This window comes from Piscinibacter sp. HJYY11 (assembly GCF_016735515.1).
Taxonomy (GTDB): Bacteria; Pseudomonadota; Gammaproteobacteria; order Burkholderiales; family Burkholderiaceae_C; genus Rhizobacter.
In genome coordinates this window covers 4,170,528-4,195,046 of record NZ_JAERQZ010000001.1, presented here as the reverse complement: position 1 = coordinate 4,195,046, position 24,519 = coordinate 4,170,528, and the positions used below count along the sequence as shown (strand labels likewise).

At 67.8% G+C, this 24,519-nt stretch carries 23 protein-coding genes; 8 read left to right on the top strand and 15 right to left on the bottom strand.

All coding sequences use genetic code 11. From position 1 onward, the window contains the following. The 5 genes from JI745_RS19725 to JI745_RS19705 form a co-directional block, all read right to left on the bottom strand. Nucleotides 1–2,730, bottom strand: a complete 2,730-nt coding sequence (locus tag JI745_RS19725) for an EAL domain-containing protein (protein ID WP_201810945.1) — start codon at nt 2,728–2,730, stop codon at nt 1–3. 135 nt (nt 2,731–2,865) lie between these two features. Beyond that, nucleotides 2,866–4,431, bottom strand: coding sequence for an AMP-binding protein (locus tag JI745_RS19720; RefSeq protein ID WP_236675058.1), 1,566 nt, complete (start codon nt 4,429–4,431; stop codon nt 2,866–2,868). Nucleotides 4,432–4,574: 143 nt separating this feature from the next. Beyond that, nucleotides 4,575–5,738, bottom strand: coding sequence for a porin (locus tag JI745_RS19715; RefSeq protein WP_236675369.1), 1,164 nt, complete (start codon nt 5,736–5,738; stop codon nt 4,575–4,577). Nucleotides 5,739–5,940: 202 nt separating this feature from the next. Then, nucleotides 5,941–6,684, bottom strand: coding sequence for a TetR/AcrR family transcriptional regulator (locus JI745_RS19710; RefSeq protein WP_201810941.1), 744 nt, complete (start codon nt 6,682–6,684; stop codon nt 5,941–5,943). A 19-nt stretch (nt 6,685–6,703) separates the two neighbouring features. Next, complete coding sequence (locus JI745_RS19705; RefSeq protein ID WP_201810939.1) at nt 6,704–7,159, bottom strand: VOC family protein; 456 nt, start codon at nt 7,157–7,159, stop codon at nt 6,704–6,706. A gap of 204 nt (nt 7,160–7,363) precedes the next feature. On the opposite strand from JI745_RS19705, the gene JI745_RS19700 reads away from it, so the two are divergent. Next, nucleotides 7,364–7,759 carry a hypothetical protein gene (locus tag JI745_RS19700; protein ID WP_201810931.1) on the top strand — a complete coding sequence of 132 codons (396 nt, stop codon included), beginning with the start codon at nt 7,364–7,366 and terminating at the stop codon, nt 7,757–7,759. Between the two features lie 109 nt (nt 7,760–7,868). Here JI745_RS19700 and JI745_RS19695 read toward each other — a convergent pair whose 3' ends face one another. After that, nucleotides 7,869–8,066 (bottom strand): hypothetical protein, encoded by a 198-nt coding sequence (locus JI745_RS19695; RefSeq protein ID WP_201810928.1) that lies wholly within the window; start codon nt 8,064–8,066, stop codon nt 7,869–7,871. Between the two features lie 242 nt (nt 8,067–8,308). Between JI745_RS19695 and JI745_RS19690 the strand changes: the two genes are divergently transcribed. Further along, on the top strand, nt 8,309–9,493 hold the full coding sequence (locus JI745_RS19690) for a hypothetical protein (protein ID WP_201810926.1): 1,185 nt from the start codon (nt 8,309–8,311) through the stop codon (nt 9,491–9,493). Next, a complete protein-coding gene (locus tag JI745_RS19685; protein WP_201810923.1) occupies nt 9,490–10,653 on the top strand; it encodes a HupE/UreJ family protein in 1,164 nt (387 codons plus the stop codon). Before JI745_RS19690 ends, JI745_RS19685 begins: the two co-directional genes overlap by 4 nt. 7 nt (nt 10,654–10,660) lie before the next feature. Here JI745_RS19685 and JI745_RS19680 read toward each other — a convergent pair whose 3' ends face one another. Together JI745_RS19680 and JI745_RS19675 are read right to left on the bottom strand one after the other, a co-directional pair. After that, on the bottom strand, nt 10,661–11,134 hold the full coding sequence (locus JI745_RS19680; protein WP_201810921.1) for a hypothetical protein: 474 nt from the start codon (nt 11,132–11,134) through the stop codon (nt 10,661–10,663). Nucleotides 11,135–11,158: 24 nt separating this feature from the next. Further along, nucleotides 11,159–12,151, bottom strand: coding sequence for an alpha/beta hydrolase (locus tag JI745_RS19675; protein WP_201810919.1), 993 nt, complete (start codon nt 12,149–12,151; stop codon nt 11,159–11,161). Between the two features lie 269 nt (nt 12,152–12,420). Here JI745_RS19675 and JI745_RS19670 point away from each other — a divergent pair, with 269 nt between their 5' ends. After that, nucleotides 12,421–13,077: a hypothetical protein gene (locus JI745_RS19670; RefSeq protein ID WP_201810916.1), complete on the top strand. Its 657-nt coding sequence runs from the start codon at nt 12,421–12,423 to the stop codon at nt 13,075–13,077. Between the two features lie 22 nt (nt 13,078–13,099). Here the strand turns inward: JI745_RS19670 and JI745_RS19665 are convergent, their stop codons facing one another. The 7 genes from JI745_RS19665 to JI745_RS19635 all read right to left on the bottom strand — a co-directional run bounded on the left by JI745_RS19665 (nt 13,100) and on the right by JI745_RS19635 (nt 20,631). Continuing rightward, nucleotides 13,100–13,645 carry a hypothetical protein gene (locus JI745_RS19665; protein WP_201810914.1) on the bottom strand — a complete coding sequence of 182 codons (546 nt, stop codon included), beginning with the start codon at nt 13,643–13,645 and terminating at the stop codon, nt 13,100–13,102. A gap of 182 nt (nt 13,646–13,827) precedes the next feature. Beyond that, the gene (locus JI745_RS19660; RefSeq protein ID WP_201810912.1) at nt 13,828–15,117 is read right to left on the bottom strand and encodes a glycerate kinase; all 1,290 of its coding nucleotides are present in this window, start codon (nt 15,115–15,117) and stop codon (nt 13,828–13,830) included. Nucleotides 15,118–15,144: 27 nt separating this feature from the next. After that, nucleotides 15,145–16,029 (bottom strand): 2-hydroxy-3-oxopropionate reductase, encoded by an 885-nt coding sequence (locus JI745_RS19655; protein WP_201810910.1) that lies wholly within the window; start codon nt 16,027–16,029, stop codon nt 15,145–15,147. A gap of 20 nt (nt 16,030–16,049) precedes the next feature. Beyond that, nucleotides 16,050–16,844, bottom strand: a complete 795-nt coding sequence (locus JI745_RS19650; RefSeq protein WP_201810896.1) for an HpcH/HpaI aldolase/citrate lyase family protein — start codon at nt 16,842–16,844, stop codon at nt 16,050–16,052. A 40-nt stretch (nt 16,845–16,884) separates the two neighbouring features. Continuing rightward, on the bottom strand, nt 16,885–17,838 hold the full coding sequence (locus tag JI745_RS19645) for a tripartite tricarboxylate transporter substrate binding protein (protein ID WP_201810893.1): 954 nt from the start codon (nt 17,836–17,838) through the stop codon (nt 16,885–16,887). Between the two features lie 122 nt (nt 17,839–17,960). After that, nucleotides 17,961–18,701 carry a FadR/GntR family transcriptional regulator gene (locus JI745_RS19640; protein ID WP_201810891.1) on the bottom strand — a complete coding sequence of 247 codons (741 nt, stop codon included), beginning with the start codon at nt 18,699–18,701 and terminating at the stop codon, nt 17,961–17,963. Nucleotides 18,702–18,786: 85 nt separating this feature from the next. Then, nucleotides 18,787–20,631, bottom strand: a complete 1,845-nt coding sequence (locus tag JI745_RS19635; protein WP_201810889.1) for a pectate lyase — start codon at nt 20,629–20,631, stop codon at nt 18,787–18,789. A 274-nt stretch (nt 20,632–20,905) separates the two neighbouring features. On the opposite strand from JI745_RS19635, the gene JI745_RS19630 reads away from it, so the two are divergent. From JI745_RS19630 to JI745_RS19615, 4 genes are read left to right on the top strand one after another with little or no spacing between them, the layout of a single operon-like run. Continuing rightward, the gene (locus tag JI745_RS19630; protein ID WP_201810887.1) at nt 20,906–21,721 is read left to right on the top strand and encodes an NAD(P)-dependent oxidoreductase; all 816 of its coding nucleotides are present in this window, start codon (nt 20,906–20,908) and stop codon (nt 21,719–21,721) included. Between the two features lie 34 nt (nt 21,722–21,755). After that, nucleotides 21,756–22,712 carry a TRAP transporter substrate-binding protein gene (locus JI745_RS19625; RefSeq protein WP_201810885.1) on the top strand — a complete coding sequence of 319 codons (957 nt, stop codon included), beginning with the start codon at nt 21,756–21,758 and terminating at the stop codon, nt 22,710–22,712. Between the two features lie 38 nt (nt 22,713–22,750). Continuing rightward, entirely contained in the window at nt 22,751–23,239 is a 489-nt protein-coding gene (locus JI745_RS19620; protein ID WP_201810883.1) for a TRAP transporter small permease, read from the top strand. Next, a complete protein-coding gene (locus tag JI745_RS19615; RefSeq protein WP_201810880.1) occupies nt 23,230–24,513 on the top strand; it encodes a TRAP transporter large permease in 1,284 nt (427 codons plus the stop codon). Before JI745_RS19620 ends, JI745_RS19615 begins: the two co-directional genes overlap by 10 nt. The last annotated feature ends 6 nt before the right edge of the window (nt 24,514–24,519 follow it).

The window sequence follows — 24,519 nt, the reverse complement described above, 5'->3', positions numbered from 1 at the left end:
TCAGGCGGCCATCAGCTTCGGGGCAGCCTTCGGGGCCACGAAGGAGGGCGACGGGCCGCTGCGCGTGTCGTCGTCGAGCGGGCGCGGTTTCTCCACGCCGTAGCCTTGCACGTAGTCGACGCCCAGGCCGCGCAGCAACTCGATGGTCACGTCGTTCTGCACGAACTCGGCCACGGTGCGCAGGCCCATGCGGTGGGCGATGTTGTGGATGGCCTCGACCATCGCGAAGTCGACCGCGTCCTTGGCCATGTCCTTCACGAAGGCGCCGTCGATCTTCACGTAGTCGACCGGCAGGCGCTTCAGGTACGTGAACGAGGACATGCCGGCGCCGAAGTCGTCGAGCGCAAAACGGCAGCCCAGCTCGCGCAGGCCGTTGATCATCTGCACCGCCACGTCGAAGCTCGCCACCGCCGCGGTCTCGGTGATCTCGAAGCAGATCAGCTCGGGCGACACGCGGTGCTTCTTCAGCTCCTGGCGCACGAAGTCCACGAGCGTCGGGTCCGCCATCGACGCGCCCGAGAGGTTGATCGAGAAGCGCGCCGGCAGCGTGTAGTGGCGCGCAAAGTCGGCGTGCATCTCCAGCGCCTTCGAGATCACCCAGCGGTCGATCTGCGGCATGAGGCCGTAGCGCTCGGCGGCCGGAATGAAGGCGATGGGCGCGACGATCTTGCCTTCGTCGTCGCGCAGGCGGATCAGCACCTCCACGCTCTCGTAGCCGCCGGCGTCTTCCTGGATGGAGGCGATGCGCTGTGCGTAGAGCACGAAGCGGTCGTGGGTGAGCGCCTTCTGCAGGCGCGAGTACCAGTCGAGCTCGTCGTTGCGGGTGGCCACCGCCGTGTCGGCCTCGTCGTAGACATGCACGCGGTTGCGGCCGGCTTCCTTCGCGACGTAGCACGACGAGTCGGCCACGCGCAGCAGGTCGGAGCGGGTGTACTGGTGGGCCTTGAAGGGCACCACGCCCACGCTCACCGTGAGCTGGAAGGAGCGGCCTTCCCAGGAGAACTGCAGCTCGCTGATGCGGCGGCGCATCGCCTCGGCCACGCGCAGCGCCGGCTCGAGCGGGCAGGCTTCGAGCAGCACGGCGAACTCGTCGCCGCCCAGGCGGGCCAGCGTGTCCTGCTTGCGGATCTCCTGCATCAGCAGCGCAGTGACCTGCTTCAGCAGCTGGTCGCCGGCGACGTGGCCGCAGGTGTCGTTGACGACCTTGAACTGGTCGAGGTCGAGGAACATCACGACGCCGGTGTCGTCCAGGTCCTGCGTGGTGATGGCGGCGTCGAGGCGCACCTCGAAGGCCGCGCGGTTGACGAGGCCGGTGAGCAGGTCGTGGCTCGCCTGGTACGACATCTCGGCGGCGAGCTTCTTGGCCGGGCTCACGTCGTGCAGCACCAGCACCGCCCCCACGGCCTGGCCGTTGCGGTTGAGGATGGGCGCGGCCGAGTCCTCGATCGAGCGGTGGGCGCCGTCGCGCTGCACCAGCACCGAGTCGCGCGGGGGGCGCGGCTGGGCACCGGGGCGGGCAAACTCGTTGAGGCCAAGGCCGAGGCGCTCGCGGGTGTGGGCGTGCGTGAGGCAGATCACCTCCGACACCGGCTTGCCGATGGCCTGCGCGGCGGGCCATCCGGTCATCGCTTCGGCGGCGGGGTTGAGGTAGGTGATGCGGCCGAGGTAGTTGGTGGTGGCCACGCCATCGACGATGGAGCGCAGCGTGACCTCGAGCATTTCCTTCTCGTGGTAGACGCGCAGCTCGGCGGCCTCCTTCTGGATCACGGTACGGCGCAGGCGCATCGACTGGCGCGAGAGCACCACCGTCATGAAGAGGATGAGCAGCGCACCGGCGGCGGCGGTCGCGAGCGTCTTGGTGCGCAGCGCGTAGTAGCCCGCCATCGAGGTCGACGCCGGCACCGCCACCACGGCATAGAGGTCGTGGCCGGGAATTGGCGTGACGGAGCGGAAGCGCACGATGCCGTCGATGGAGCTGGCCGATGGCACCATCGCCCGGTCGGCACGGTTGACCGCGCGCACGATCTGCTCGCCGTCGACCTGGTCACCGGCGCTCTGGCGCTCGTCGGCCAGGCGCGACCGGAAGATGCCGTCGCTGCCGACCACGCCCACCGCGTTGCCGGGGCTGTCGTTGACGACGAAGCCTTCGGTCAGCAGCGCCGCATCGAAGGCGAGCAGCACCGCGCCGGCGAACTTGCCGTTGGGATGCTGCAGCTGCTTGCCGCCGGGCACCAGCCAGCGCTTGAGTTCGTCGGAATACACCGGCTGCGCGATCGCGAGGTCGGTGCGCGTCCATGAGCCCTGGAAATGCTGGCGGTCGGCCACGTGCTTGGCCTTGGCCGGCACGGCGCCTTGCGCTTCGGTCATGCCGAGCACCTGGCCCATCTGGTCGGCCAACGCCATCGACAGGCGGCCGGCCGGGATGAGCAGGCCGCTCTTCTCCATCATCACGAGGTCGGCGCCGCCGTTATTCTCTTGGTAATGCTTGACGAGCGAGGCGGTCTGGTTGAGCTGGTCGAACAGGCGCTGCACCCGGTCGCTCAGGCGCTGCGACGCGCTGTCGACCTCGCTGTAGGCGAGCTGCACGCTGGTCGTGTAGGCCCGCTCCAGCATCCACCACGTGCCCCCGCCCAGCGCGGCCAGCAAGGCACCGGCCACGCTGGCGGCGGTGACATACAGGCGGGTGATGGCGGGAATGGCCCGCCAGCGGATGAGGACGTGTCGATACATGGCACAGGGGCCCGAGGAGGTTCTGACGGGATATCGGGCGCCGCCGGTCGGCCTTGAGCACTCGCCGCCGAAAGGCAAGAGGCAAGGTCACAAACGCTTGCAAACCGTGAAGAGTTTTGCAAGCCGGGCCGGCTTTCAGGCCTTGGCCCGGTAGGCCTCGCGCAGCTTCTGCTTGTAGAGCTTGCCGTTGTCGAGCCGCGGCAGCTGGTCGACGAAGTCGACGCTCTTCGGGCATTTGAAGTGCGCCAGCCGGTCACGGCAGTGGCCGATCAGCGCCTGGGCGAGTTCGGGCGAAGGCGCGTGTGTCGCCTGCAGCATCACCACCGCCTTCACTTCCTCGCCCCACTCCTCGTTGGGCACGCCGATCACGCCGACGTCGGCCACGGCCGGGTGCGTGAGCAGCAGGGCCTCCACTTCGGCCGGGTAGATGTTGACGCCGCCCGAGATGATGAGGTGCGCGCTGCGGTCGGTGAGGAAGAGAAAGCCGTCCTCATCGAGGTAGCCCATGTCGCCGAGCGTGTAGTGCGAGCCGACGTAGGCCTTGGCGGTCTTGGCCGGGTCCTTGTAGTAGCTGAAGCGGCCCTCGTCGGGCGCGCGCAGGTAGACGGTGCCCACCTCGCCGGCCGGCATCTCGCGCCCGTCTTCCCCGAGGATGCGGATGTGCCCCGGCTCGGGCTGGCCCACCGTGCCGGGCTTGGCCAGCCAGGTGGGCGAGTCCACCAAGCAGCCCATGCCCTCGGTGGCCGCGTAGTACTCGTGCACGATCGGGCCGATCCACTCGATCAGCCGCCGCTTCACCGTGACCGGGCATGGCGCGGCGCCGTGCAGCACGTAGCGCAGCGAACGCAGGTCATGCCGCGCACGCGTGGCCTCGGGCAAGGCCAGCATGCGGTGGAACATGGTGGGCACCATGTGCGTGTGCGTGACCTGGTGCTGCTCGATGAGCTGCAGCGCTCGCTCGGCGTCCCAGCCGTCCATCATCACCACCGCGGCACCATACGTGTTGGGCACGGCGAGCGAAAACGTGAGCGGCGCGGCGTGGTACAGCGGCCCGGTGCACAGGTGCACGCTCGCGCCCGGCGTGTAGGCCGCGGCCTCGCTGGTGGGGCTGCCCGCCACCGCCGCACGGTTCACGCCCTTGGGGCGGCCGGTGGTGCCCGAGGTGTAGAGCATCGAGGTGCCGAGCTGCGGGTCGGCGATGTCGTCGATGGGCTGATCGGCAATCGCGGCCTCGTAGTCGTCGAAACCGGCGAGCCCACCGCCGATGGCAAAGCGCGCGCAATGCGTCTTCTCGACGAGCTCCTGCGCGATGCCGGTGAAACGCGCGTCGAAGAAAAGCGCCTTGGCATCGCAGTCGTTGACGATGTAGGCCGCCTCGTCGGCGGTGAGGTGCCAGTTGACCGGCGTGATGCGCAGGCCGGCGCGCCGCGAGGCCCAGAAGACCTCGGCAAACTCGACTCGGTTGCTGCACAGGAGCGCGATGCCGTCACCCGCCGCGAGGCCCCGTGCGCGCAGCATGCGCACGAGCTGGTTGCAGCGCGCATTGAGCTCGGCAAAGCTGCGCGAGCCGGCCTCGCTCACGATCGCGCGGGCCTCTGGCATGAGCCGGGCCCACAGGGCCACCGACATGCCACGCGTCATGGCCACCGCCATCGCCTGCTGCAATACGGTGGCGTCGAGAGCGGAAACAACTGCGTTCATGCGTGAAGCCTCTCGTGGGTGAGCTTCATTTTTCGCCGCGGAGCACACCGATCCTCATGGGGGCATACCCGCAAAAAAAACGGGGGCCGAAGCCCCCATCAAAGCATGCAGCCGGACTCTCACCCCGGCACCGCCTAGAAACATCAGAAGTTGTGGCTGAGGCCCGCCTGGATGGCACGGCTGGTGCCGTTGGCCACCGGGGCGTAGCCCGCGAGGAAGCTGTACGAGCCGCCGTTCTTGTTCTTGATTTGCACGGCGTTGGCGTACACCGCCGTGCGCTTGGACAGGTGGTACGAATAACCGAGGCCGATCTGCTTTGGGTCGACGTTGGCCAGGCCCTTGTCGTTCTTCGTCGAATACGCGGCCTTGATCGTGTTGGCACCGATGGCCCACGAGAAGCCGACGAGCCAGTCGTCGACCTGGCGGTCCAGTTCGGTCACGCCACCGGCGACGCCGAAGCGGTCCATCACCTGCGACTGGTAGAAGAACATGGGCTTGAAACCACCGAAGGCATACGACACACCGAAAGACCACACCGTGAGGTTGTTGTCGCCCGAGGTCGATGCTGCGGTGACTGCACCGGGGACCCCCACGGTGGTCGAGCTCCCGATCAGCGGCCCCTTGGTCTTGCCCCACGCGCCACTCACCAGCAGCGGCCCCTTGCGGTAGCCGGAGCCCACGCCGGTGAAGCGTGCGCCGGTGCCTTCACCGGCCGCGACTTGTGCATAGGCATAGAGGCCCGGCACCCAGGTCGCGGGGATGTAGTAGCCGACCATGTTGCTCGCACGCACGAGCGGGGGCGGTGCCACGGTCTGCGTGTAGAAGACCTGCAGGTTCACCGCGCTGGCCACGCCCGCGCTGAAGAACGGGTCCATGTAGGTGGTGGGCACGAAGGTCGTGGTGTAGTCGCGGCCGAAGCGCACTTCGCCCAGAGGCGAGTGCAGGCTGACGGTGGATTTGCGGTTCCAGTTGAGGCCGCTCGGCGTGCCGGTGGGCGGGCTGTTGGTGGCGGGCGTGTTGCCGGTGTTGGTGTTGGAGCCGAGGCCGGTGTCGCTGCTCGCCTGCGACTCCATCACGAAGCTCGCGGCCCAGCCACCGCCCAGGTCTTCACGGCCGGTGAAGCCGAGCTTGGTGACGTACATGCCGCCGTCACGCACCTGCCAGATCGAGCCACGGCCGGTGGCGCTTGCGCGCGTCACGTTGCCGTCCACGCCGCCGTACAGGACCACGCCGGGCGTGGGCGGCACTTGCGCCATCCCACTCGAACAGGCCGCCGCTGCGGCCAGGGCCATCACCGATCGCTTCATCACGTTTGTCTCCAGTCCTTGTTCGTCCTGCCGTGCAGCACACGGCGGGTGCGTTCCACACTTCTCTGTGATCCCGGACGTTCGGCGCCATCTTGGGCGGGCACCTTAGTAGACAAATGGTCTACAAATAGACCTGACAGCTCAAGCGAGGGGAATCCCTCCACCGCAGTGCATCAAGCAGAACACCGCAGGAGGCACCGGCTCAGCGCCGGGGAGACGCGCGCTTGCCAGTCGCCTTCGCGACGCTCCGCTTCGGGTTCTTCCGGTGCGGGTTCGACAAATCCATGTCGCTTGTCGACAACGCGGGTTTGCCCGTTGCGCGCGGTGCCGTGGCGAACCGGCGCGCCACCGCCGCCCATCCACCGAGCACGAACTCGGACCACACCTCGGCGCTCATGTCGGGCGCAAAGCCGAAGCGTCGCAGGCCGCGTGCGGCCGCCGCAGGCGCGTTGATGGTGATGACGGCGATCACCTGCGCCACCTCGGGCGGCACTTCGTAGGTGCGGATGGATTTCTCCACGAAGAAGCGCGTGCTCTGCAGGCGCTCCTTGCGATCGCGCTCCTGCAGCAGCTCGATCGCCGAGCGGTCGCTGAACAGCTCGCGCAGGATCGCGCCTCGCTCGTGCAGGTATTCGAAGGCCCGCCGTGTGGACACGCGCACCACATGCTCGAAAGGCGCATCGGGCGCAAAGGCGCCGAGCCCACGGCCACGCAGCACGGCGAACTCATGCTCGAGCAGCGCCTTGAGCAGCTCATCGCGGCTGGAGAAATGGCGGTAGATGAGCGCCTTGCTGATGCCGGCCGCCACCGCCACTTCGTCGAGCGTGCAATGCGCGAGACCGCGGCCCACGATCAGCGCGGTGGCGCTGTCCATGATCTGCAGGCGCCGCGCCTGCGCGGAGAGGCGCGCCTTCGGTGCAGCGGGCGCTGCGGCCTTGCGAACCATGCGCGTGCGGCTGCGTGAGTCAGGCGGCCCGCACCGTTGCCTGCAGCAACTCGATCAAGTGGCCATCAGGGTCTTTCGCGAAGCCGACGATCGCATCGCCGAGGCCAGGCACCGGCGCGGGCTCGCGCACCACCTCCAGGCCCTCGTCGCGGAAGCGCTGCGCCACGGCCTTCGGGTCGGGCACGTAGAAGACGAGCTTGATGCCATTGCTGCCGTAGTGGCGCTCGGAGCCATCGGTCCAGTGCATGAGCACGATGGCCGAGCCGCGGCTGCCTTCCAGGCCCAGCACGATCTCGTCCATGTAGGGCAGCTTGAAGGTTTGCAGCTGCTTCATGCCCAGCACGCGTTGGTAGAACCCGGCAGAGCGCTGCAGGTCGCGCACGCCGATGCCTATCGCTCCCAAGGTGGCTCCGAACGCGGCGCCCAAGGTGCCGTTCGACGTGGCGCTCGCCGCGGTGGAGGTCTCGGTGCTCATGGGTGTCTCCGTTGGGGGTGGAAAGTCGGGCGGCAATCTAGCACCCGCCCCAAAGGCGGGCGTTGCGTCCAGCCGAACGAGACGTTTTGCACACCATCCGGACAAGCCTTCGCCCCGCTGTCACAAAGGCACCCATGTGCACTCCCTCATCTCGGTGGAAGAACCCACAACACGGCTTTTTCTGACATCCGTTACGAGTCTGAGATGTCTATGCTTCCGCTCATGGAAGACATCAACGCCTCGCTGAACAAGCTGAGCCTCCTGCAAATGATCTGCGCATGGGCTTTCGTCGCCTGCTACGCGCTGGCACTCGGGGGCATGCTCGAGGCGCGAGGCGCCCGCCGCGCCGCCGCGCTGGCGGTCATCGCCGCGGCGCTCTTCTGCGCGCTCGGCGACAACTGGGTGCACGGCGCACTGCTCGTGACCTTCGCGGTGGCCGGCATGGGCCTCTTCGTCGCCGTGGCCTGGGCGCTCGCGCGCTCGGTGGCCTGGACGCTTGCACGCGGCACGCCGACCCGGCCCACACCCGCGGCGCCCGCCAAGGCCAAGCCGCAGCCGATCGGCGTGATGCTGCGCGACCTCTGGCGCTCGCAGGCCTGAGCCTCGCTTCCATGCGCCTGGCGGGTTAGCCACGCCCGCGCCGGAGGCACTCGCGAATAAAAAAAGGCAGGTGCATCGCACCTGCCTTTTTGCATGAAGCCGAAGTGGATTACTTCTTGGCTTCTTCCTTCTTCTCGGCCTTCTTGTCGGCCTTCTTGTCGGCCTTCTTGGCGCCGCTGGCAGCGGGCTTGGCTTCGGCGGGCTTGGCATCCTTGGCCGGTGCAGCGCCGGCGTGCGAAGCGGCTTGTGCGCCCACGGCGGTCAGGGCGAAGGCAGCCACGATCAGGGAAGAGAGAAGCTTGCTCATGGGATTTTCCTTGGATGGTTGAAAACAAACACTGGCTGGCCATTCCGCAACGGGCCTCGGCAACCGGCTTGCCGTCGTGGAATCAGCCCCACGCCAATGAACCGGATCGAGGCTGACATCGCCACAACGGCAGGCATCCGGATTCGTTGACAGGGCCGGCGCGCATTCTGATCCCAAATGTGAGATGTGCGCGAGCGTCGTGACAGGGTTGCTACCATCCGCGCTCGTTTTTCGTGGCTGCCATGCGACTGCCTGACACGTTTCGCCACATCTTCCTGCTCCTGTTGCCTTTTGCCAGCGCGGCGGCCGGGGCAGCGCCTTTCACCCCCGCATCCGACGCCGAGTTGCTGGAAACCCTGCCCGGCCGCGCCACCCCGGCCCGCATGAGCGACCTGCGCGAGATGCGCGCCGCCTGGGCCCGCCAGCCGAACGATGTCGACCTCGCCGTGCGCCTTGCGCGCCGCTACTACGAGGAAGTGGCGGCCGAAGGCGACCCGCGCTGGGTGGGCTATGCGCAGGCGGTGCTCGCCCCCTGGTGGAACGCACCCACGCCGCCACCTCGCGTGCGCGTGATGCGCGCAGTGCTGCGCCAGTTCAACCACGACTTCGAAGGCGCCCTCGCCGACCTGCGCGGCGCCGTCGCGCAAGACCCGTCGCTCGGTGACGCCTGGGCCTGGCAGGCGGCGATCCACATGGTGCGCGCCGACTACCCCGCCGCGCGACGTGCCTGCGAGCAACTCGCGCCGCACGCCTCTGCGCTGATCGGTGTGGCCTGCGTGGCCAGCGCCGATTCGCTCTCGGGCCAGGCCGACAGCGCCGCCAAGGCCTTGCGCGCAGCCCTCGCGGCCGCGCCCGGAGCCGAGCCACCCGAGCGCCTGTGGGCTCTCACCCGTCTGGCCGAGATCGAGGAGCGCCTGGGCCGCTTCCGCGAGGCCGACGAGGCCTTCCGCCTAGCCGTCGCCCTCGGCGTTGCCGACAACTACCTCCTGGCCGCCTACGCCGATTTCCTGCTCGACCGCGGCCGCCCGGCCGACGTGCTCACGCTGCTCGACGGCAAGGGTCGCTCCGACACGCTGCTGCTGCGCCTGGTGCTGGCCGCCAGCCAGCTCAAGGACCCGCGGGCCCGGCAATGGCAGGCCGACCTCGCGGCGCGCTTCGACGACGCACGCCGCGGCCGCACCACGCACGAGAAGGAAGAAGCGCGTTTCCTGATGGCCGTGCGCCAGGACAACGCGCAGGCGCTGAAGCTCGCGCGCCACAACTACGAGGTGCAGCGCGAGCCTGCCGATGCACGCGTGCTGCTCGAAGCCGCCATCGCCAACCGCGACCGCGCCGCGGCCCGGCCGGTGCTGGACTGGATGGCCCGCTCGGGCGTGCAGAGCGTGGCGCTGCAGCAGCTGGCCGAGACCCTGAAAGGCCTGCCATGAGCTGCACCCGGCGGTGGCTCTTCACCGGCATCACCGCCTTCCTCGCCCTCTTCGCCGGCTTGAGCGGCCTGGCGCAGGCGCACAAACCCTCCGAGAGCTACCTCACGATCCGCACGGACGAGTCCAGCCCCGCCGGCCTGTCGGGCCAGTGGGACATTGCCCTGCGCGACCTCGATTTCGCGATCGGCCTCGACGCCGATGGCGATGGCGCCATCACCTGGGGCGAGACGCGCGCCAAGCATGCGGAGATCGCGGCCTACGCGCTCGCGCGCCTGTCGCTGCAGGCCGATGGCCAGCCCTGCACGCTTGCCGTGCCGCGCCAGCTGGTCGACCGCCACACCGACGGTGTCTACAGCGTGCTCGAGCTGTCGATCCGCTGCCCGAGCCCCTCGCCTGCCGAGCTGTCGCTCGAGTACCGCCTCTTCGCCGACCTCGACCAGCAGCACCGCGGCCTGCTCAAGCTCCAGACGGCTCGCGGCGCCCGGAGCGTGGTGCTCGACCCGGCGGCGGGCAAGACGCCCTTCGTCCTGCGCGACGTGCACCCGGCGTCGCAGTTCCTGTCGTACGGCCGCGAGGGCGTGTGGCACATCTGGATCGGCTTCGACCACATCCTTTTCCTGGTGTCGCTGCTGCTGCCCGCGGTGCTGGTGTGGCGCAAGCCGCGGTGGGAGCCGGCCTCGAGCTTCCGCTCGGCCTTCTGGGAAGTGGCGAAGGTCGTGACCGCGTTCACCGCGGCCCACTCGATCACGCTCTCGCTCGCCACGCTCGGCTGGGTGTCGCTGCCGTCGCGCTGGGTCGAGTCGGCGATTGCGGCGTCGGTGGTGCTGGCCGCATTGAACAACCTCCGCCCGCTCGTCGAAGGGCGGCGCTGGCTGGTGGCCTTCTGCTTCGGGTTGATCCACGGCTTCGGTTTCGCAAGCGTGCTGCAGGACCTCGGCCTGCCGCCCGACGCCCTGCTGCTCTCGCTGGTGGGCTTCAACCTCGGCGTTGAAGTCGGGCAGCTCGCGATCGTGGCGGTGCTGCTGCCTATCGCGTTCGTGCTGCGGCGGCAATGGGTCTACAAGCGGCTGATCCTCGTCGGCGGCTCGCTGCTGATCGCGCTGCTGGCGGCGGTGTGGTTCATCGAGCGGGTCGGCAACCTCGAGCTGATGCCGTTCTGAACGAACGCTACGGGCGACGCCGCCTGAACCACAGCGCGCCGGGCCGAGTGAAGACGAGCGCCATCGCGATCAGGTCGAGCGTGGAGCCCACCGCGTAGCCCACGAGGTGCGTGAGCGAGGTCGCTTCCTCTTCGGTCGGGAAGAACAGGAAGGCCACGCCCAGCACGGCGATCACCAGGTACGCGATGCGCGCCCAGTTGCGGCCCTTGTAGATCATCACGTTGAGGAACGCATTCAGCGCCAGGAAGGCGAAGGTGAAGACCGCGATCGCCGCGGTGGCCGCGGGGGCGAACTCGGACGGGTCGGCCGTGGTGACGGTCTGGTGCAGCTCATGGGCGGTCACCGCCGTGCCAAGCGTGAAGCTCAGCCACAGCAGCACCGAAGCCCAGCGCACCTGGCGCGGCCGCTCGGCCACCTCGCGCTCGGCTTCGACATCCACCAGCTCGGCGGTGGGCGGCAGGTAACGGCGGTCATCGGTCATCACCCGACGATACAGGGCCCGGGATCACCGCCGGGCGTTGAGCCACGCGATGATGTCGCGCTCCACCTCGTCGCGGTTGGTCTCGTTCAGGATCTCGTGCCGCGCACCGGGGTAGAACTTGTGCTGCACATCGGTGAGGCCGTAGCGCTGGTAGTTGGCCAGCAGGATCTTGAGGCCCGCGGTGTTGCCGCCCACTGGGTCCTGGTCGCCCGAGAGCACGTAGATCGGCATGCCCTTGGGGATGCGCGCTTCGTTGGCCGGGTTCCAGAGGTCGCGCAGGCCGGTGAAGAAATCGGCGACCAGCTCATTGCTGAACGCAAAGCCGCAGGTCGGGTCGTCGGTGTATTTCTTCACCTCGGCGGCATCGCGGCTCAGCCACTCGAAGCCGGCCTTGCCGGTGAAGGGCTTGTTGAACGACTCGAAGACCGAGGCGAACACCGGCGACGGGCCGAGCGGGTCTTTCTTCGCCAGGTCGCGCACCGCGGCGACCGTCTGGTCGGCATTGGCGAGCACGCCGTTGCTGCCCGAGAGCACGACGCCGGACACGGCGTTGCCATAGCGCTGCACATAGTCCTGCGCGATGAACGAGCCCATGCTGTGGCCGAGCAGGAAGACCTTGAGCCCTGGGTGCTGCTGCTTGATGTGGTCGGTGAGCGCCTTCTCGTCGCTCACGAACTTGTTCCACGCGTCGGGCCCGGCGTCGCCCAGCGCCTTGGTGCGCACGCGGGTGCCGGCGTGGCCGCGGTGGTCGTCGGCATACACGAGCCAGCCATCGCGGTTGAGGTGCTTCGCGACACGGTCGTACCGGGCGCTGTGCTCCGCTGCGCCGTGAATGATCTGCACCACGCCCTTGGGCGTGCCGCTCACCGCCAGCCAGCGGCGCACGAAAAGCGGCGTGCCGTCGGCCATCGGCAAGGTGAAGGTCGGCGCGGCCGCGGGGCCGGGGGTGCCGCAGCCCGTCAGGCCGAACGCGCCCATGCTGGCAAGGGCAAGGAGGTGGCGGCGGGAACGCATCATGGGTGTGTCTCCTATGGTGGACGGCCTGTTCGGCTCATGGAGGTGAACCCGACGGAAACGAAAACATCTGCGTTCAATTCGCTCAGATGGTTTTTTCGTTTTCTGTCGGATCCGTTCGTTTCTAAGCGAACGGTGTGCGGCGCACAAGAGGAATGACATGTGCTTGACGTGGCGTGGGGAGCCCGTGTTAGCCCGCCTTCAACCCCAAGTTGATGCGCAGGACAATCGCAACTGCACACAGATGCACTTTTCAGGGACGGTTCAGGGAGATGGACAAACTGCTGCTCAGCTACGCCCACCTGATGGCCACCTGCCTGGCCCTCGGCCTCATCATGACGACCGACCTGCGGCTGCTCGCCAAGATGGCGCGCTACCGCTGCATCATCCGGCCGCCGCGGCGCTTCGAGACGCGGGTGATCGCGACGGCGCTCATCGTGCTGTGCCTCTCGGGCGGCGGCTCCATCCTGGTCGGCCTCTCGGCCTCACCCGACTATCTCCACAACCCCAAGCTGCAGGGCAAGCTCTTGCTGGTGGCGTTGCTGTGTGTGAATGCCTTCGTCCTGCACCGCATCACCTTCCCGCGGCTGGCGAAGCCGCACCGCGTGTCGGGCTGGACCTTGCGCGACCACTTGAGCGTGGCGCTGCCGGTGGCCCTGTCGAACACCCTGTGGCTGTACTGCGCCTTCCTCGGCGTGGCGCGCAGCTGGAACCACACCCGCTCGCTGGCCGAGGTGCTGCTGCCGGCCGCGGGCCTGTACCTGCTGGCGTCGGCCGGCATCCTCGCGGCGCTGCGTGTGGCCGCGCGCGACGAGCCGCAGACACCACCCGACTGGATCGACTCGATGAAGGCACGCCTGAGCGACCACGCGCCCCTGGGTGGTTATCGTGCCTCGTTCGAGGACTCGCAACAGCCCGGGCCGGGCTGAGCGAGTTCTCGTCCGCCTCGCCTCAGGCCGAGCGGCGTGAGCGCTGCTTCTCCGCCAGGCGCTGCGCCTCGGCACGCTTCGCTCGCGTGGCATCACGCCGGTAGTTGGCCTCGGCGTCCTCGCGCAACTTGATGGCACGCGCCAGCGCATCCTCGAAACGTTGCACCGTGTAGGTGTTTTCGTTGCCGATGTAGATCGTGCTGCGACGCGGCACCGCGCCATAACGCGGGAGCGACACCGACAGGTTGCACTCGCGCACCTTGGCACCCGGGCGTTGCCGCACGATGGGGCCCGAGATGCCCACGGGCAGGTCGGTGGTCTTGTTCTCGCTCGGCTTGCGTTGCAGCCGCGACGGTGCCGGCAGCTTGGCGATGCGCTTGAGCAGCTCTTCGGTGGCGGCCTTCAGCGATGCCGCAGCGCCGCTGCCATCGGTGCTGCCGTCAGAAAAAAGCTTGGTGCCGCCGTAGCGGAGTTGCCAACCGTGCGTGGCACGGTGATCGATGCGCTGGATGCCCTGGGGGACTTTGAAGCGCTTTCCCGAAAAGATAACGACGTCTCTGGTCTTCATGAGGTTCCAAAAAATGCTTCTTCAGTGAACCTCCCTGCGCGGCGTAGTGTAGAGAGACAAACACGTCAGGCCTCATCGATCCCATCAAATGCCCAGCCATGCGGCGGGTCATTTGGTGAAGATGTGTTGCTGAGCACGCGTGTGCGCGCACACCGATTGCCCTGCCGCACTGCAACGAGCGCCTACAGGATCAGCAAGGCGCGGAAGTCGTTGACGTTGGTGTAGGTGGGGCCCGTCACCACCAGGTCGTCGAGCGCCGCGAAGAAGCTCCACGCATCGTGCGAGGCGAGGTACTCGTCGGGCTTGCGGCCGAGTGCCATGGCACGCGCCAGCGTGTCGGGCGTGACGATCGCACCCGCGTTGGTCTCGATGCCGTCGATGCCATCGGTGTCGCCCGCGAGCACCCACACACCGGGTTCGCCTTGCAGGGTCACGGCGCAGGCGAGCAGGAACTCGCTGGCGCGCCCACCTCGGCCGCGAGCGTCCTTGCCGACGGTGACGGTGGTCTCACCTCCGCTCAAGATGACGCAAGGCCTGGTGAACGGCTCGCCACGTCGCGCGACGGCACGTGCAAGCGCCGCATGCACCTTGCCGACTTCACGCGACTCGCCTTCGATCTCGTCGCTCAGCACATGCGCGGTGATGCCGGCCGCACGTGCAGCCTGCGCCGCTGCCTGCAGGCTCGCCTGCGGCGTGGCGATCATCGCGAGTGTGTTGCGCGCGAGCCGCTCGTCGCCCGGCTTCGGCGTCTCGAACGCCCCCGTGCGCAGGCCTTGGGCCGCGAGCGGCGGCACGTCGATGCCGTAGCGCTGCAGGATGCCGAGCGCTTCGCGGCAAGTGCTCGGGTCGGCGACCGTCGGGCCGCTCGCGATCACGCTCGGGTCGTCGCCCGGCACGTCGGAGATGAGCAGGCTCACCACCGGCGCCGGCGCGCACATCGCCGCGAGCCGGCCACCCTTGATGGCCGAGAGGTGTTTGCGCACGCAGTTCATCTCGCTGATGCTGGCGCCGCTCTTGAGCAAGGCCTGGTTGATGCGTTGCTTGTCGGGGAGCGTGAGGCCTTCGGCCGGCATGCTCAGCAGCGCGGAGCCCCCGCCGGAGATGAGGCACAGCACCAGGTCGTCGGCGGTGAGGCCCTGCGCCAGCGCGGCGATGCGGCGCGCGGCTTGCGCACCCGCTTCGTCGGGCACCGGGTGCGACGCTTCGACGACTTCGATGCGGCCCGGTTGCTTCTTGTAGGCCGGCGGCACATGGTCATAGCGTGTGACGACCAGGCCCGACAAGGGTTTGTCGACCGGCCACAGCGCATCGACCGCCGCCGCCATCGCCCCACCTGCCTTGCCCGCGCCGATCACCACCGTGCGGCCTTTGGGCGGCGGCGGCAGATGCGGCGCGATCACACGCTCCGGCTGCGCTGCGGCAATCGCCGCATCGAAGAGGGAACGGAGAAAGGCGCGAGGGTCGAGGCTCATGCCGCGATTCTGCTCGCCCACGGCGCGTCACGCGTCGGGGGTCACCACATGCCCGGCCATCAGTTCGAGCGCCTTCACCAGGGCCGAATGGTCGAGCTCGGCGCCGCCGTTCGCGGCCACGGCCTGCATCAGCTGCGCGGCCCCCGCCGTCTGCGGCAAGGCCACGCCCAGCGTGCGCGCGCCCGCGAGCGCGAGGCTCAGGTCCTTCTGGTGCAGCCCGATGCGAAAGCCCGGGTTGAAGGTGCGCTTGATCATGCGCTCCCCATGCACTTCGAGGATGCGGCTCGCCGCAAAGCCGCCCATCAAGGCCTGGCGCACCTTGGCCGGGTCAGCACCCGCCTTGCTGGCGAAGACGAGCGCTTCGCCGACCGCCGCGATGTTGAGCGCCACGATGATCTGGTTGGCGACCTTGGTGGTCTGTCCGTCGCCCACGCCGCCCACGAGCGTGATGTTCTTGCCCATCTTCTCGAAGAGCGGCTTCACGCGTTCGAAGGCCGACTCCTTGCCACCGCACATGATGGTGAGCGAGGCGGCCTTCGCGCCGACTTCGCCACCCGACACCGGCGCATCGACATAGTCGCAGCCGAGCGCTTCGATCTTCTTCGCGAACTCCTTGGTCTCCATCGGCGAGATGGAGCTCATGTCGACGACGACCTTGCCTTGGCTCAGACCTGCGGCCACGCCCCTTTCGCCGAAGAGCACCTTCGCCACGTCGGGCGTGTCGGGCAGCATGAGGATCACCACGTCCACCGATTGCGCGACCGTCGCCGCATCGGGGCAGGTGATCGCCTTTGCGGCGATCTCGGCCGGCGGCTTGCTGCGCGTGTGCACGAAGAGCTCGTGGCCCGCGGCGATGAGATGGCCGCACATGGGCGCACCCATGATGCCCAGCCCGATGAATCCAACCTTCATGGTGATGTCCTCTATCGAAATCAGTAGGAACCGGAGCCCGCGTCGCTTGCGGTGCGGCCAGCCTTCATCTTGCTGACCACCGCTTGCGCACCCGCGGCCATCAGGCGCGCGTCGGAGCCGACGGTCACGAACTGGAAGCCCTTGGCGATGCGCGCCAGCGCCGCCTCAGGCGCGCCGTTGTGGATGCCCGCGACCACGCCGTGCGCCTTGGCGCGCGCGAGGATGTGGTCGATGGCCTGCGCGGCCTTCGGGTCCACCTCGTCGAAAGCCGGCTTGCAGCCGAGCGCGAGCGACAGGTCGGAAGGGCCGATGTAGATCGCGTCCAGGCCTTCCACGCTCAGGATGTCGTCGAGGTTGTCGAGCGCCTGCGCGGTCTCGATCATCGCGAAGCGCACGATGGTGTCGTTGGCGTACTGCGGGTAGTCGGCGCCGCCATACAGCAGCGCGCGGACCGGGCCGAAGCTGCGCGTGCCCTTGGGCGCGTAGCTGGTGTAGGCCACGAGCTTCTGCGCGTCTTCGCGTGTGCTGACCATCGGGCAGATCACACCGTAGGCGCCGGCGTCGAGCGTCTTCATCAGGATGCCCGGCTCGAGCCAGGGCACGCGCACCACCGGCACCGTGGGCGTGGTCGAGATGGCTTGCAGCATGCCGACCATCGCCTGGTAGTCGACCACGCCGTGCTGCAGGTCGATGGTGAGCGTGTCCCAGCCCTGGTGGGCCATGGTCTCGGCCGAGAAGCTGTTGGGGATGGCAAGCCAGCCGTTGACGGCCGCTTCACCGGCCTTCCACATCGTGCGCAGGCGGTTCTCTCTCATGGGTGTCCTCGTGTTGTCTCGTCGGTGTATGTCGTGGTGATCAGTCGATCGTGACCTTGCCCTCGGCCACCACCTTGGCCCACTTGGCGCGCTCGCGCTCGAAGAAGGGTCCGAAGTCGGCCGGCGCGATCACCGCAACTTCTGCGCCTTGCGAGGCGAGGCGCTTCTGGATCTCGGGCGACTGGATGATGCGCGCCAACTCGGTGGCCACGCGCGATACCACTGCCGGCGGTGTGTTCGCCGGCATCAGCACGCCCTGCCAGGTGCCCGACTCGAAGCCGGCGATGCCCTGCTCGGCGATCGTCGGCACCTCGGGCAGCAGCGGCACGCGGGTCTTCTTCGAAACACCCAGCACCTTCAGCTTGCCCGACTGCACGAAGGGCAGCGTGGCCAGCATGCCGTTCATCACCACATGCGTCTGGCCCGCGACCGTGTCGGCCACCGCCTGCGAGCCGCCCTTGTACGGGATGTACTCCCACTTGGCCTGGGTCGCCTTCTCCACGGCCACGCCGGCGAGGTGCGGCGCGCTGCCCATCGCGGTGACGGCGAAGTCGATCTTCTCTTTCTGCGACAAAGCGACGAGCTCCTTGAGGTTGCTCGCCTTCACCGACGGGTGCACCACCAGCAGGTGCGGCGAGTACGCGAGCATGCTCACGCCCTTCAAGTCCTTCGACGGGTCGAACGGCAGCTTGAGGTAGACCGAGGGCGAGATCGCCAGCGCGCCGACGTCGCACAGCAGCAGCGTGTGGCCGTCGGTGCTCCTGGCGACGAAATCGGTGCCGGTGTTGCCGTTGGCGCCCGGCTTGTTTTCGACGACGACGGTCTGCTTCAGCGCATCCGACAGTGGCTGGCTGATGGCGCGGGCAATGATGTCGGACGAGCCACCCGGCGGGTACGGCACCACGATGCGCAGCGGCTTGTCGGGCCAGGCCTGGGCGAGTGCACCAGCGGACGAGGCCGCGAGCAGGGCAGCGGCGAGCAAGGGCTTGAGCATGAAAGTCTCCTCTTTATGGGCAGCAGACAGCGCTGTTGTATGTCATCGTACAACTCACGATGAAACGGTGCAATCCGTAGTGCCCACAAGCCCCTGCGCACCCCTCGGCGATGGGGCGGTGTTCAGCCGTTGCTGGCCATCGCGGCCGCACGGCGGCGGCGCTCGCGGCTGTTGGTCAGGTGGGTGCGCATCGCCGCGCGGGCGGCTTCGGCGTCCTGCGTGGCGATGGCTTCGAAGATGCTCTCGTGCTCGCGGTGCACACGGCGCAGGTAGTCGAGACGCTCGGCGTCTTCCGAACGTTCGGGCTGCAGGCGCACGCGCGGGATCGCGGTGATGCCGAGCGCGCCGATCAGGTCGGCGTAGCGCGGGTTCTGGGTCGCGCGCGCCAGCTCCGCGTGAAAGGCGAAGTCGGCGGCGACGGCATCGCGGCCGGCTTCGACCGCAGCGCCGAACTCGTCGAGTGCCTGTCGCATCACCGCGAGGTTGGCCTCGGTGCGGCGCTGCGCGGCCAAGGCGGCCGCTTCGGTTTCCACGCCGATGCGCAGCTCGAGCACGGAGATCACGTCGCGCAGCGTCGCCAGTTGCTCGGGCCCGACGCGAAACGCGCCCGGGTCGCCCAGGCCGACCACGAAGGTGCCGATGCCGTGGCGCGTCTGCACCACGCCCGAGGCCTGCAGCTTCGACAAGGCCTCGCGCACCACGGTGCGGCTGACGCCGAAGGTTTCCATGATGGCCGCCTCGGTCGGCAGCTTGGCGCCGATCTCGAGCGAGCCGGCGCGCACCTGCTCGGTCAGGGCATCGACGAGGTCCAGCGCCAGGTTGCGGGGTTTGGATCGCTTGCTGGCCGCGGCGGGCAGGTTCATGGAGGCAGGTAAAGCGGTTGTATGACAACGCGAATGTAGCAAGGCCCGGCACGCGGTGGTGCCGGGCCCGACCCTCAGAGCGCCATCAGGTCGTGGGCGCCGTCACCGGCGACACGAACGCGATCAGCCGCCCCATGTTCGACACCCAGTTGGCCGTGGAGATGCCCAGCGGCTGCTCCTTCACCACGTAGGGATCGATGCGCGGCGGGTCGGCCGCGTCGTAGGGCGAGGTGTCGTACACGTCGCCCACGTGCTTGCTCATGTACTCGTTGCCGAGGTGCGGCGTCGCGGGGCCGTTGCCCTTGTAGGCGTTGGTGACCTGCGGCAGGCGCGTGAGCCAGTGGTTCTTGCTGCCGAGGTCGTCGACCACCGCCTGGGCCTGCGCCTCCGTCACCGTCGGCGTGGTCATCACCGCGCCTTCGTAGAGGTCGGCGAAATCGACCTCGCGTATCGAGAAGTAGGTCGGCAACGCGCGCGGCTTCTTTGCGTTGAGCGGCGAGCGGGCCACGAGGTCGGCGACCTGCGCGTCGGTCATCGCCATCAGTTGCGCATAGGTGTTGCGCATGCCGGTGATGTTGATGTTGCGGCCGGCCGAGTAGTGGCTGAGCGTGTTGCGGTGGTCGTGGTTGAAGTAGTAGGCGCCATTCCAGATGTTGGAGCCGTAGCGGTGCACGAAGCGGCCGACGTTGGTGCCGAGCTCGATGTAGGTCGGGTGTGTGCGGCCGGCGAGCAAGGGGTTGTCGGCGATCTGCTGCGGCGTGAGCTTGCAGGTCTCCAGCCAGTCGAGCGCCTCGGGCACGCGCGCGAGGTACTTGCGGTCGCCGGTGAGGCGGAAGTAGTTGAAGAGCTGCTGAACGTTGGTCTGCGTGGTGTGCGTGGCCAGGCCGCGCGGCTCGTAGCTGCGCGCCCCGGCGGGCGCGCCCGCGGGCCGGCCGCCTCTGTCGGTTGCGAGGTGCTGCAGGCCCCAGCCGGCCTGCGGGCCGGGCTGCTGCAGGCGGCGCAGGCATTCCATCGCGCGGTGGATGTAGGGCACGAGCTGCGTCGCGCCCAGGCTCACCACGCACATCAGCAGGAACTTGATGTTCTCGCCGGCCACGTCGTCGTTGAAGGTGACCATCGTCGTGTAGTCGCCGTCTTCCATGCCGGCCCACGAGCCTTCGGGCAATTGCGACGGGTTCGGGCGCGGCATCGACGAGATCGCGTTCGGGTTGACCGGCCAGCGCTGCGGCCAGCCGCCATCGGCCATGCCGCCCTTGAACTGCGCTGCGAGCACGAAGCCGATCGCCTTCAGCACCGGCACGAGGAAACGCGGGTCGCGCTTCTCGAGGTACATGCGCAACAGGAACTGCGACGAGACCGCCGTGCCCGCATCGTCGAAGGTCGCGTTGCCGTAGTAGTGCTGGAACTCCTCGAGCCGCCAGCCGTTGGCGCCGATGGTCGTGTACCACTGGCGCAGCGACCGTTCGCCGGCAAAGTCGTAGATGTAGTTCCAGCCGCCGGCCGGGTGTTGCGCTTCGACCAGTGCGCGCGCGGTGCGGTGGGCCGCCTCGTAGAAATACTCCGCGCCGGTTGCGTGGTAGGCGTCGAGGAAGGCATGGCCCGCGGTCGGCGTGCCGGGCGGCTGGATCCAGCACATCGTGCGCTTGGCCTCCATCTCGCCCCACACGGTGGAGAAGTCGGGCAGGTACTGCCACACGTAGCCGCCGCGGTACGACACCGTCTCGTTCATGAACTTCGCGGCGCGTTTCAGCGCATCGAGTGCCGCGGCACGGGTGCCAGTCGCCGGCGGCGTAGGGGTTGTGGTCGCCTGCAGCGCGGTGGCGCGTTCGGCATCGGCCGAGGTGGCCGTCTCGGTCGCGTCCTCGCCTCCGCCGCAGGCGGTCAGCGCCACCGGCGCCAGGCTGGACATCACGAACATTCTTCGTTGCATGGGTTGTCTCCTCTGTCGGTTGAACTTCTGTTGTCAGTCATCGTATGACTGAGCGGCGGAGTGTGCGTTTCATCACGACTTCGCGCCAAGAGGTGACCCCTTCCTGCACCAGGACATCCCGAAGAATCAGGGTAAGCCCGCTATGAGCAGCGCATCCCTTCACGGACGATCGCGCTGTTGTACGACAACCTACAACACGGCCGGCGGCGTGTCTGGCGGCCTGCTGACCGCTGTTCCGTTGCCCCCGACAACTTCTGACGCCCGCCGATTTGCCATGCCTGCTGCCACGCCTTTGCGCTTTTCCCGTTTGTTGATGACCGGTGCGGCCGGCGGCCTGGGCCGCCAACTGCGCGGCAGATTGAATGCCTATTGCGACACGCTGCGCCTGTCCGACATCGCCGACCTCGGCACCGCGGCGGCCGGCGAGGAGCTGCGCCCTGCCAAGCTCGAAGACCGCGAGGCCATGCTCTCCCTGCTGGAGGGTGTAGACGCGGTGGTGCACCTGGGAGGCGTGTCGACCGAGCAGCCCTATGAGCTGATCCTGCAGGCCAACATCGTCGGCACGTACAACCTCTACGAAGCCGCCCGCAAGCAGGGGGTGAAGCGCATCGTCTTCGCAAGCAGCAACCACGTGACCGGCTTCTACCGCCAGGACGAGGTGATCGACGCCAACGCCCCGCTGCGCCCCGACGGCCACTACGGCATCTCCAAGGCCTACGGCGAGAACCTCTCGCGCTACTACTGGGACCGCTTCGGCATCGAGACCGTCTGCCTGCGCATCGGCTCCTCCTTCCCCGAGCCTAAGGACCGCCGCATGCTCGCCACCTGGATGAGCTACGACGACCTCGAGCGTCTGGTGGTGGCGAGCCTCACCGCGCCGGTGGTGGGCCACTCGATCGTCTACGGCATGAGCGACAACGCCACAACCTGGTGGGACAACACGCTGGCCCGCCACATCGGCTACCGCCCGCAAGACAGCGCGGAGCAATTCCGCGCAGCTGTCGAAGCCCGCCACCCGACGCTGGACCTGAACGACCCCGCGGTCATCTACCAGGGCGGCGCCTTCACGCGCACCGGCCCCTTCGAATAAACCCTCGCACACAACTTCCACCAGGAGACATGAGATGAAAAAACTGATCGCACTGGCCGCCCTGCTCGCCCTCGGCGCGGCCCACGCCGCCGAATTCCGCTCCTCCGACATCCACCCCGAGGACTACCCCACCGTGCTGGCCGTGCGCCACATGGGTGAGCTGATCTCCAAGGCCACCAACGGCAAGCACAGCGTGAAGGTGTTCGCCAAGTCGGCCCTCGGCGCCGAGAAAGACACCATCGAGCAGACCAAGCTCGGCGCACTCGCGATGACGCGCGTGAACGTGGCGCCGATGAACAACATCTGCCCGGCCACCATGGTGCCCACCATGCCCTTCCTCTTCCGCTCGACCGAGCACATGCGCAAGGTGCTCGACGGCGAGATCGGCCAGGAGATCCTGAAGGACTGCGAAGCGCAGGGCTTCATCGGCCTCGCCTTCTACGACTCGGGCTCGCGGTCGATCTACTCGGTGAAGAAGCCGGTCAAGAGCATCGCCGACACCAAGGGCATGAAGATCCGCGTGCAGCAGAGCGACCTGTGGGTGGCGCTGATGAGCGCGATGGGCGCCAACGCCACGCCCATGCCGTTCGGCGAGGTCTACACCGCGCTGAAGACCGGCCTGGTCGACGCCGCCGAGAACAACTACCCCAGCTACGAAAGCAGCCGCCACTTCGAAGTGGCGAAGTACTACAACAAGACCGACCACTCGATGGCGCCGGAAATCCTGCTCTTCTCCAAGCGTGTGTGGGACACCCTGCCGGCTGCCGAACAGAAGATCATCCGCGACGCCGCCAAGGAGTCGGTGGCCTACATGCGCAAGCTGTGGGACGAGCGCGAAGCCAAGTCGCTCGCCACCGTGAAGGCCGGCGGCGCCGAGATCGTGGAAGTGGACAAGGCCTCGTTCCAGTCGGCGATGAAGCCGGTGTACGACAAGTTCCTGACCGACCCCAAGCTGCAGGCCCTGGTCAAGCGCATCGGCGAAGTGAAGTGATCGGCTGACCGCGACGACGAAGAGAGAAGCCTCACTCCATGTACACCCGACTGTGCGCCGCCATCGCGCGGCTGTGCCTGCGCCTGGGCGTGGCCGGCCTCGTGCTGCTGATCATCGCCGTGCTCTACCAGGTGATCGGCCGCTATGTGTTCAACGACACCCCCACCTGGGCCGAAAGCTCGGCCGTGCTGCTGGTGCTCTACGTCACCATGCTCGGCATGGCGGTGGGCGTTCGCGATGCGGGGCACATCGGGCTGGAGAGTTTTCTCGCGCTGGCGCCCGAGGGGCTGCGGCTCAAGATGGAAGTGGTGATCCACGCCCTGGTGCTGGTCTTCGGCCTGCTGATGGCGTGGAACTGCGGGCTGCTCGCCGAGAGCGTCGCGGGCTACAAGATCCCGACGCTGGGTGTGTCGGAGGCCTTTAAGTACGCACCGCCCGCGGTGGCCGGCGTGCTGGTGGCGATGTTCTCGGTCGAGCACATCATTGCGCTGATCCGTGGTGAAGAGGTGGTCCCGTCATGGCACTGACCATCCTCTGCGTCACCTTCCTGGTGCTGCTCCTGATGGGGGTGCCGGTGGCGTTTTCCATCGGGCTCTCGTCGCTCGCGACCATCCTGTACGAAGGCCTGCCGCTCGCGGTGGGCTTCCAGCAAATGATCTCGGGGATGAACCCGTTCTCGTTCCTCGCGATCCCGTTCTTCATCTTTGCCGGCGAAATCATGATGTACGGCGGCATCGCCGACAGGATCATCGACTTCGCGAAAGCGGTGGCCGGCCATGTGCGCGGCGGCCTGGGCATGAGCAACGTGCTGGCCTGCACGCTCTTCGGCGGCGTGTCGGGCTCGCCGGTGGCCGACGTGTCGGCCATGGGCGCGGTGCTGATCCCGCAGATGAAGAAGGAAGGCTACGACGCCGACTACGCGGTCAACGTGACCACGCATGCGTCGCTCGTGGGCGCGCTGATGCCCACCTCGCACAACCTCATCATCTTCACGCTCGCGGCCAGCGGCAAGGTGAGCATCGCAGCGCTGATCCTCGCGGGCATCGTGCCGGCGATCATCCTCACGGTGTGCAACCTGGCCGCGGCGTACTTCGTGGCCGTCAAGCGCGGCTACCCGGCGGGCACCTTCCCGGGCTGGGCCATCGTGTGGCAGTCGTTCGCGCTCTCGCTGCCGGGCCTCTTGGTGGTGGTGATCATCATCGCCGGCATCCTCTCCGGCGCGTTCACCGCCACCGAGTCGGCCTCGGTCGCGGTGGTGTGGGCGCTCTTCCTCGCGGCCATCGTCTACAAGCGCCTGACGCGCGAGCAGTTCCTGAAGGCAGCGGCCAAGGCGGTGAAGACCACCGGCACCGTGCTGCTGCTGATCGGCATCAGCTCGATGTTCGGCTACCTCATCGGCCTGTACGGCGTGGCCGAGCTGACGGGCAAGGCACTCGCCTCGATGACGAGCTCGCCCTGGGTCATCTTCCTGTGGGTGAACATCATCCTCTTCGTGCTGGGCACCTTCCTCGACATGGCGGCGACCATCCTGATCTGCACGCCGATCTTCCTGCCCATCTGCCAGCAGTACGGCATGACGACCGAGCAGTTCGGCATCGTGATGCTGATCAACTGCGCGCTCGGCTTGAACACACCGCCGGTCGGCACGACGCAGTTCGTCGGCTGCACCATCGGCGAGGTGTCGGTGGGCACGGTGATGAAGACCATCTGGCCCTTCTACGGCGCCCTCATCTTTGCGCTGATGCTCGTGACCTACGTGCCGGGCTTCGCGATGTGGCTGCCCAATCTGATCCTGAAGTGAGCGCGG

Excerpts from the sequence above, each read along its gene's own strand:
- JI745_RS19620 (WP_201810883.1), top strand. The coding sequence starts at position 22,751 with ATGTACACCCGACTGTGCGCCGCCATCGCGCGGCTGTGCCTGCGCCTG.
- JI745_RS19650 (WP_201810896.1), bottom strand. The coding sequence starts at position 16,844 with ATGAGAGAGAACCGCCTGCGCACGATGTGGAAGGCCGGTGAAGCGGCC.
- JI745_RS19670 (WP_201810916.1), top strand. The coding sequence starts at position 12,421 with ATGGACAAACTGCTGCTCAGCTACGCCCACCTGATGGCCACCTGCCTG.
- JI745_RS19690 (WP_201810926.1), top strand. The coding sequence starts at position 8,309 with ATGCGACTGCCTGACACGTTTCGCCACATCTTCCTGCTCCTGTTGCCT.
- JI745_RS19625 (WP_201810885.1), top strand. The coding sequence starts at position 21,756 with ATGAAAAAACTGATCGCACTGGCCGCCCTGCTCGCCCTCGGCGCGGCC.
- JI745_RS19635 (WP_201810889.1), bottom strand. The coding sequence starts at position 20,631 with ATGCAACGAAGAATGTTCGTGATGTCCAGCCTGGCGCCGGTGGCGCTG.
- JI745_RS19630 (WP_201810887.1), top strand. The coding sequence starts at position 20,906 with ATGCCTGCTGCCACGCCTTTGCGCTTTTCCCGTTTGTTGATGACCGGT.
- JI745_RS19695 (WP_201810928.1), bottom strand. The coding sequence starts at position 8,066 with ATGAGCAAGCTTCTCTCTTCCCTGATCGTGGCTGCCTTCGCCCTGACC.
- JI745_RS19725 (WP_201810945.1), bottom strand. The coding sequence starts at position 2,730 with ATGTATCGACACGTCCTCATCCGCTGGCGGGCCATTCCCGCCATCACC.
- JI745_RS19685 (WP_201810923.1), top strand. The coding sequence starts at position 9,490 with ATGAGCTGCACCCGGCGGTGGCTCTTCACCGGCATCACCGCCTTCCTC.
- JI745_RS19705 (WP_201810939.1), bottom strand. The coding sequence starts at position 7,159 with ATGAGCACCGAGACCTCCACCGCGGCGAGCGCCACGTCGAACGGCACC.
- JI745_RS19675 (WP_201810919.1), bottom strand. The coding sequence starts at position 12,151 with ATGATGCGTTCCCGCCGCCACCTCCTTGCCCTTGCCAGCATGGGCGCG.
- JI745_RS19660 (WP_201810912.1), bottom strand. The coding sequence starts at position 15,117 with ATGAGCCTCGACCCTCGCGCCTTTCTCCGTTCCCTCTTCGATGCGGCG.
- JI745_RS19615 (WP_201810880.1), top strand. The coding sequence starts at position 23,230 with ATGGCACTGACCATCCTCTGCGTCACCTTCCTGGTGCTGCTCCTGATG.
- JI745_RS19700 (WP_201810931.1), top strand. The coding sequence starts at position 7,364 with ATGTCTATGCTTCCGCTCATGGAAGACATCAACGCCTCGCTGAACAAG.
- JI745_RS19680 (WP_201810921.1), bottom strand. The coding sequence starts at position 11,134 with ATGACCGATGACCGCCGTTACCTGCCGCCCACCGCCGAGCTGGTGGAT.
- JI745_RS19645 (WP_201810893.1), bottom strand. The coding sequence starts at position 17,838 with ATGCTCAAGCCCTTGCTCGCCGCTGCCCTGCTCGCGGCCTCGTCCGCT.
- JI745_RS19665 (WP_201810914.1), bottom strand. The coding sequence starts at position 13,645 with ATGAAGACCAGAGACGTCGTTATCTTTTCGGGAAAGCGCTTCAAAGTC.
- JI745_RS19710 (WP_201810941.1), bottom strand. The coding sequence starts at position 6,684 with ATGGTTCGCAAGGCCGCAGCGCCCGCTGCACCGAAGGCGCGCCTCTCC.
- JI745_RS19640 (WP_201810891.1), bottom strand. The coding sequence starts at position 18,701 with ATGAACCTGCCCGCCGCGGCCAGCAAGCGATCCAAACCCCGCAACCTG.
- JI745_RS19655 (WP_201810910.1), bottom strand. The coding sequence starts at position 16,029 with ATGAAGGTTGGATTCATCGGGCTGGGCATCATGGGTGCGCCCATGTGC.
- JI745_RS19720 (WP_236675058.1), bottom strand. The coding sequence starts at position 4,431 with ATGAACGCAGTTGTTTCCGCTCTCGACGCCACCGTATTGCAGCAGGCG.
- JI745_RS19715 (WP_236675369.1), bottom strand. The coding sequence starts at position 5,738 with ATGAAGCGATCGGTGATGGCCCTGGCCGCAGCGGCGGCCTGTTCGAGT.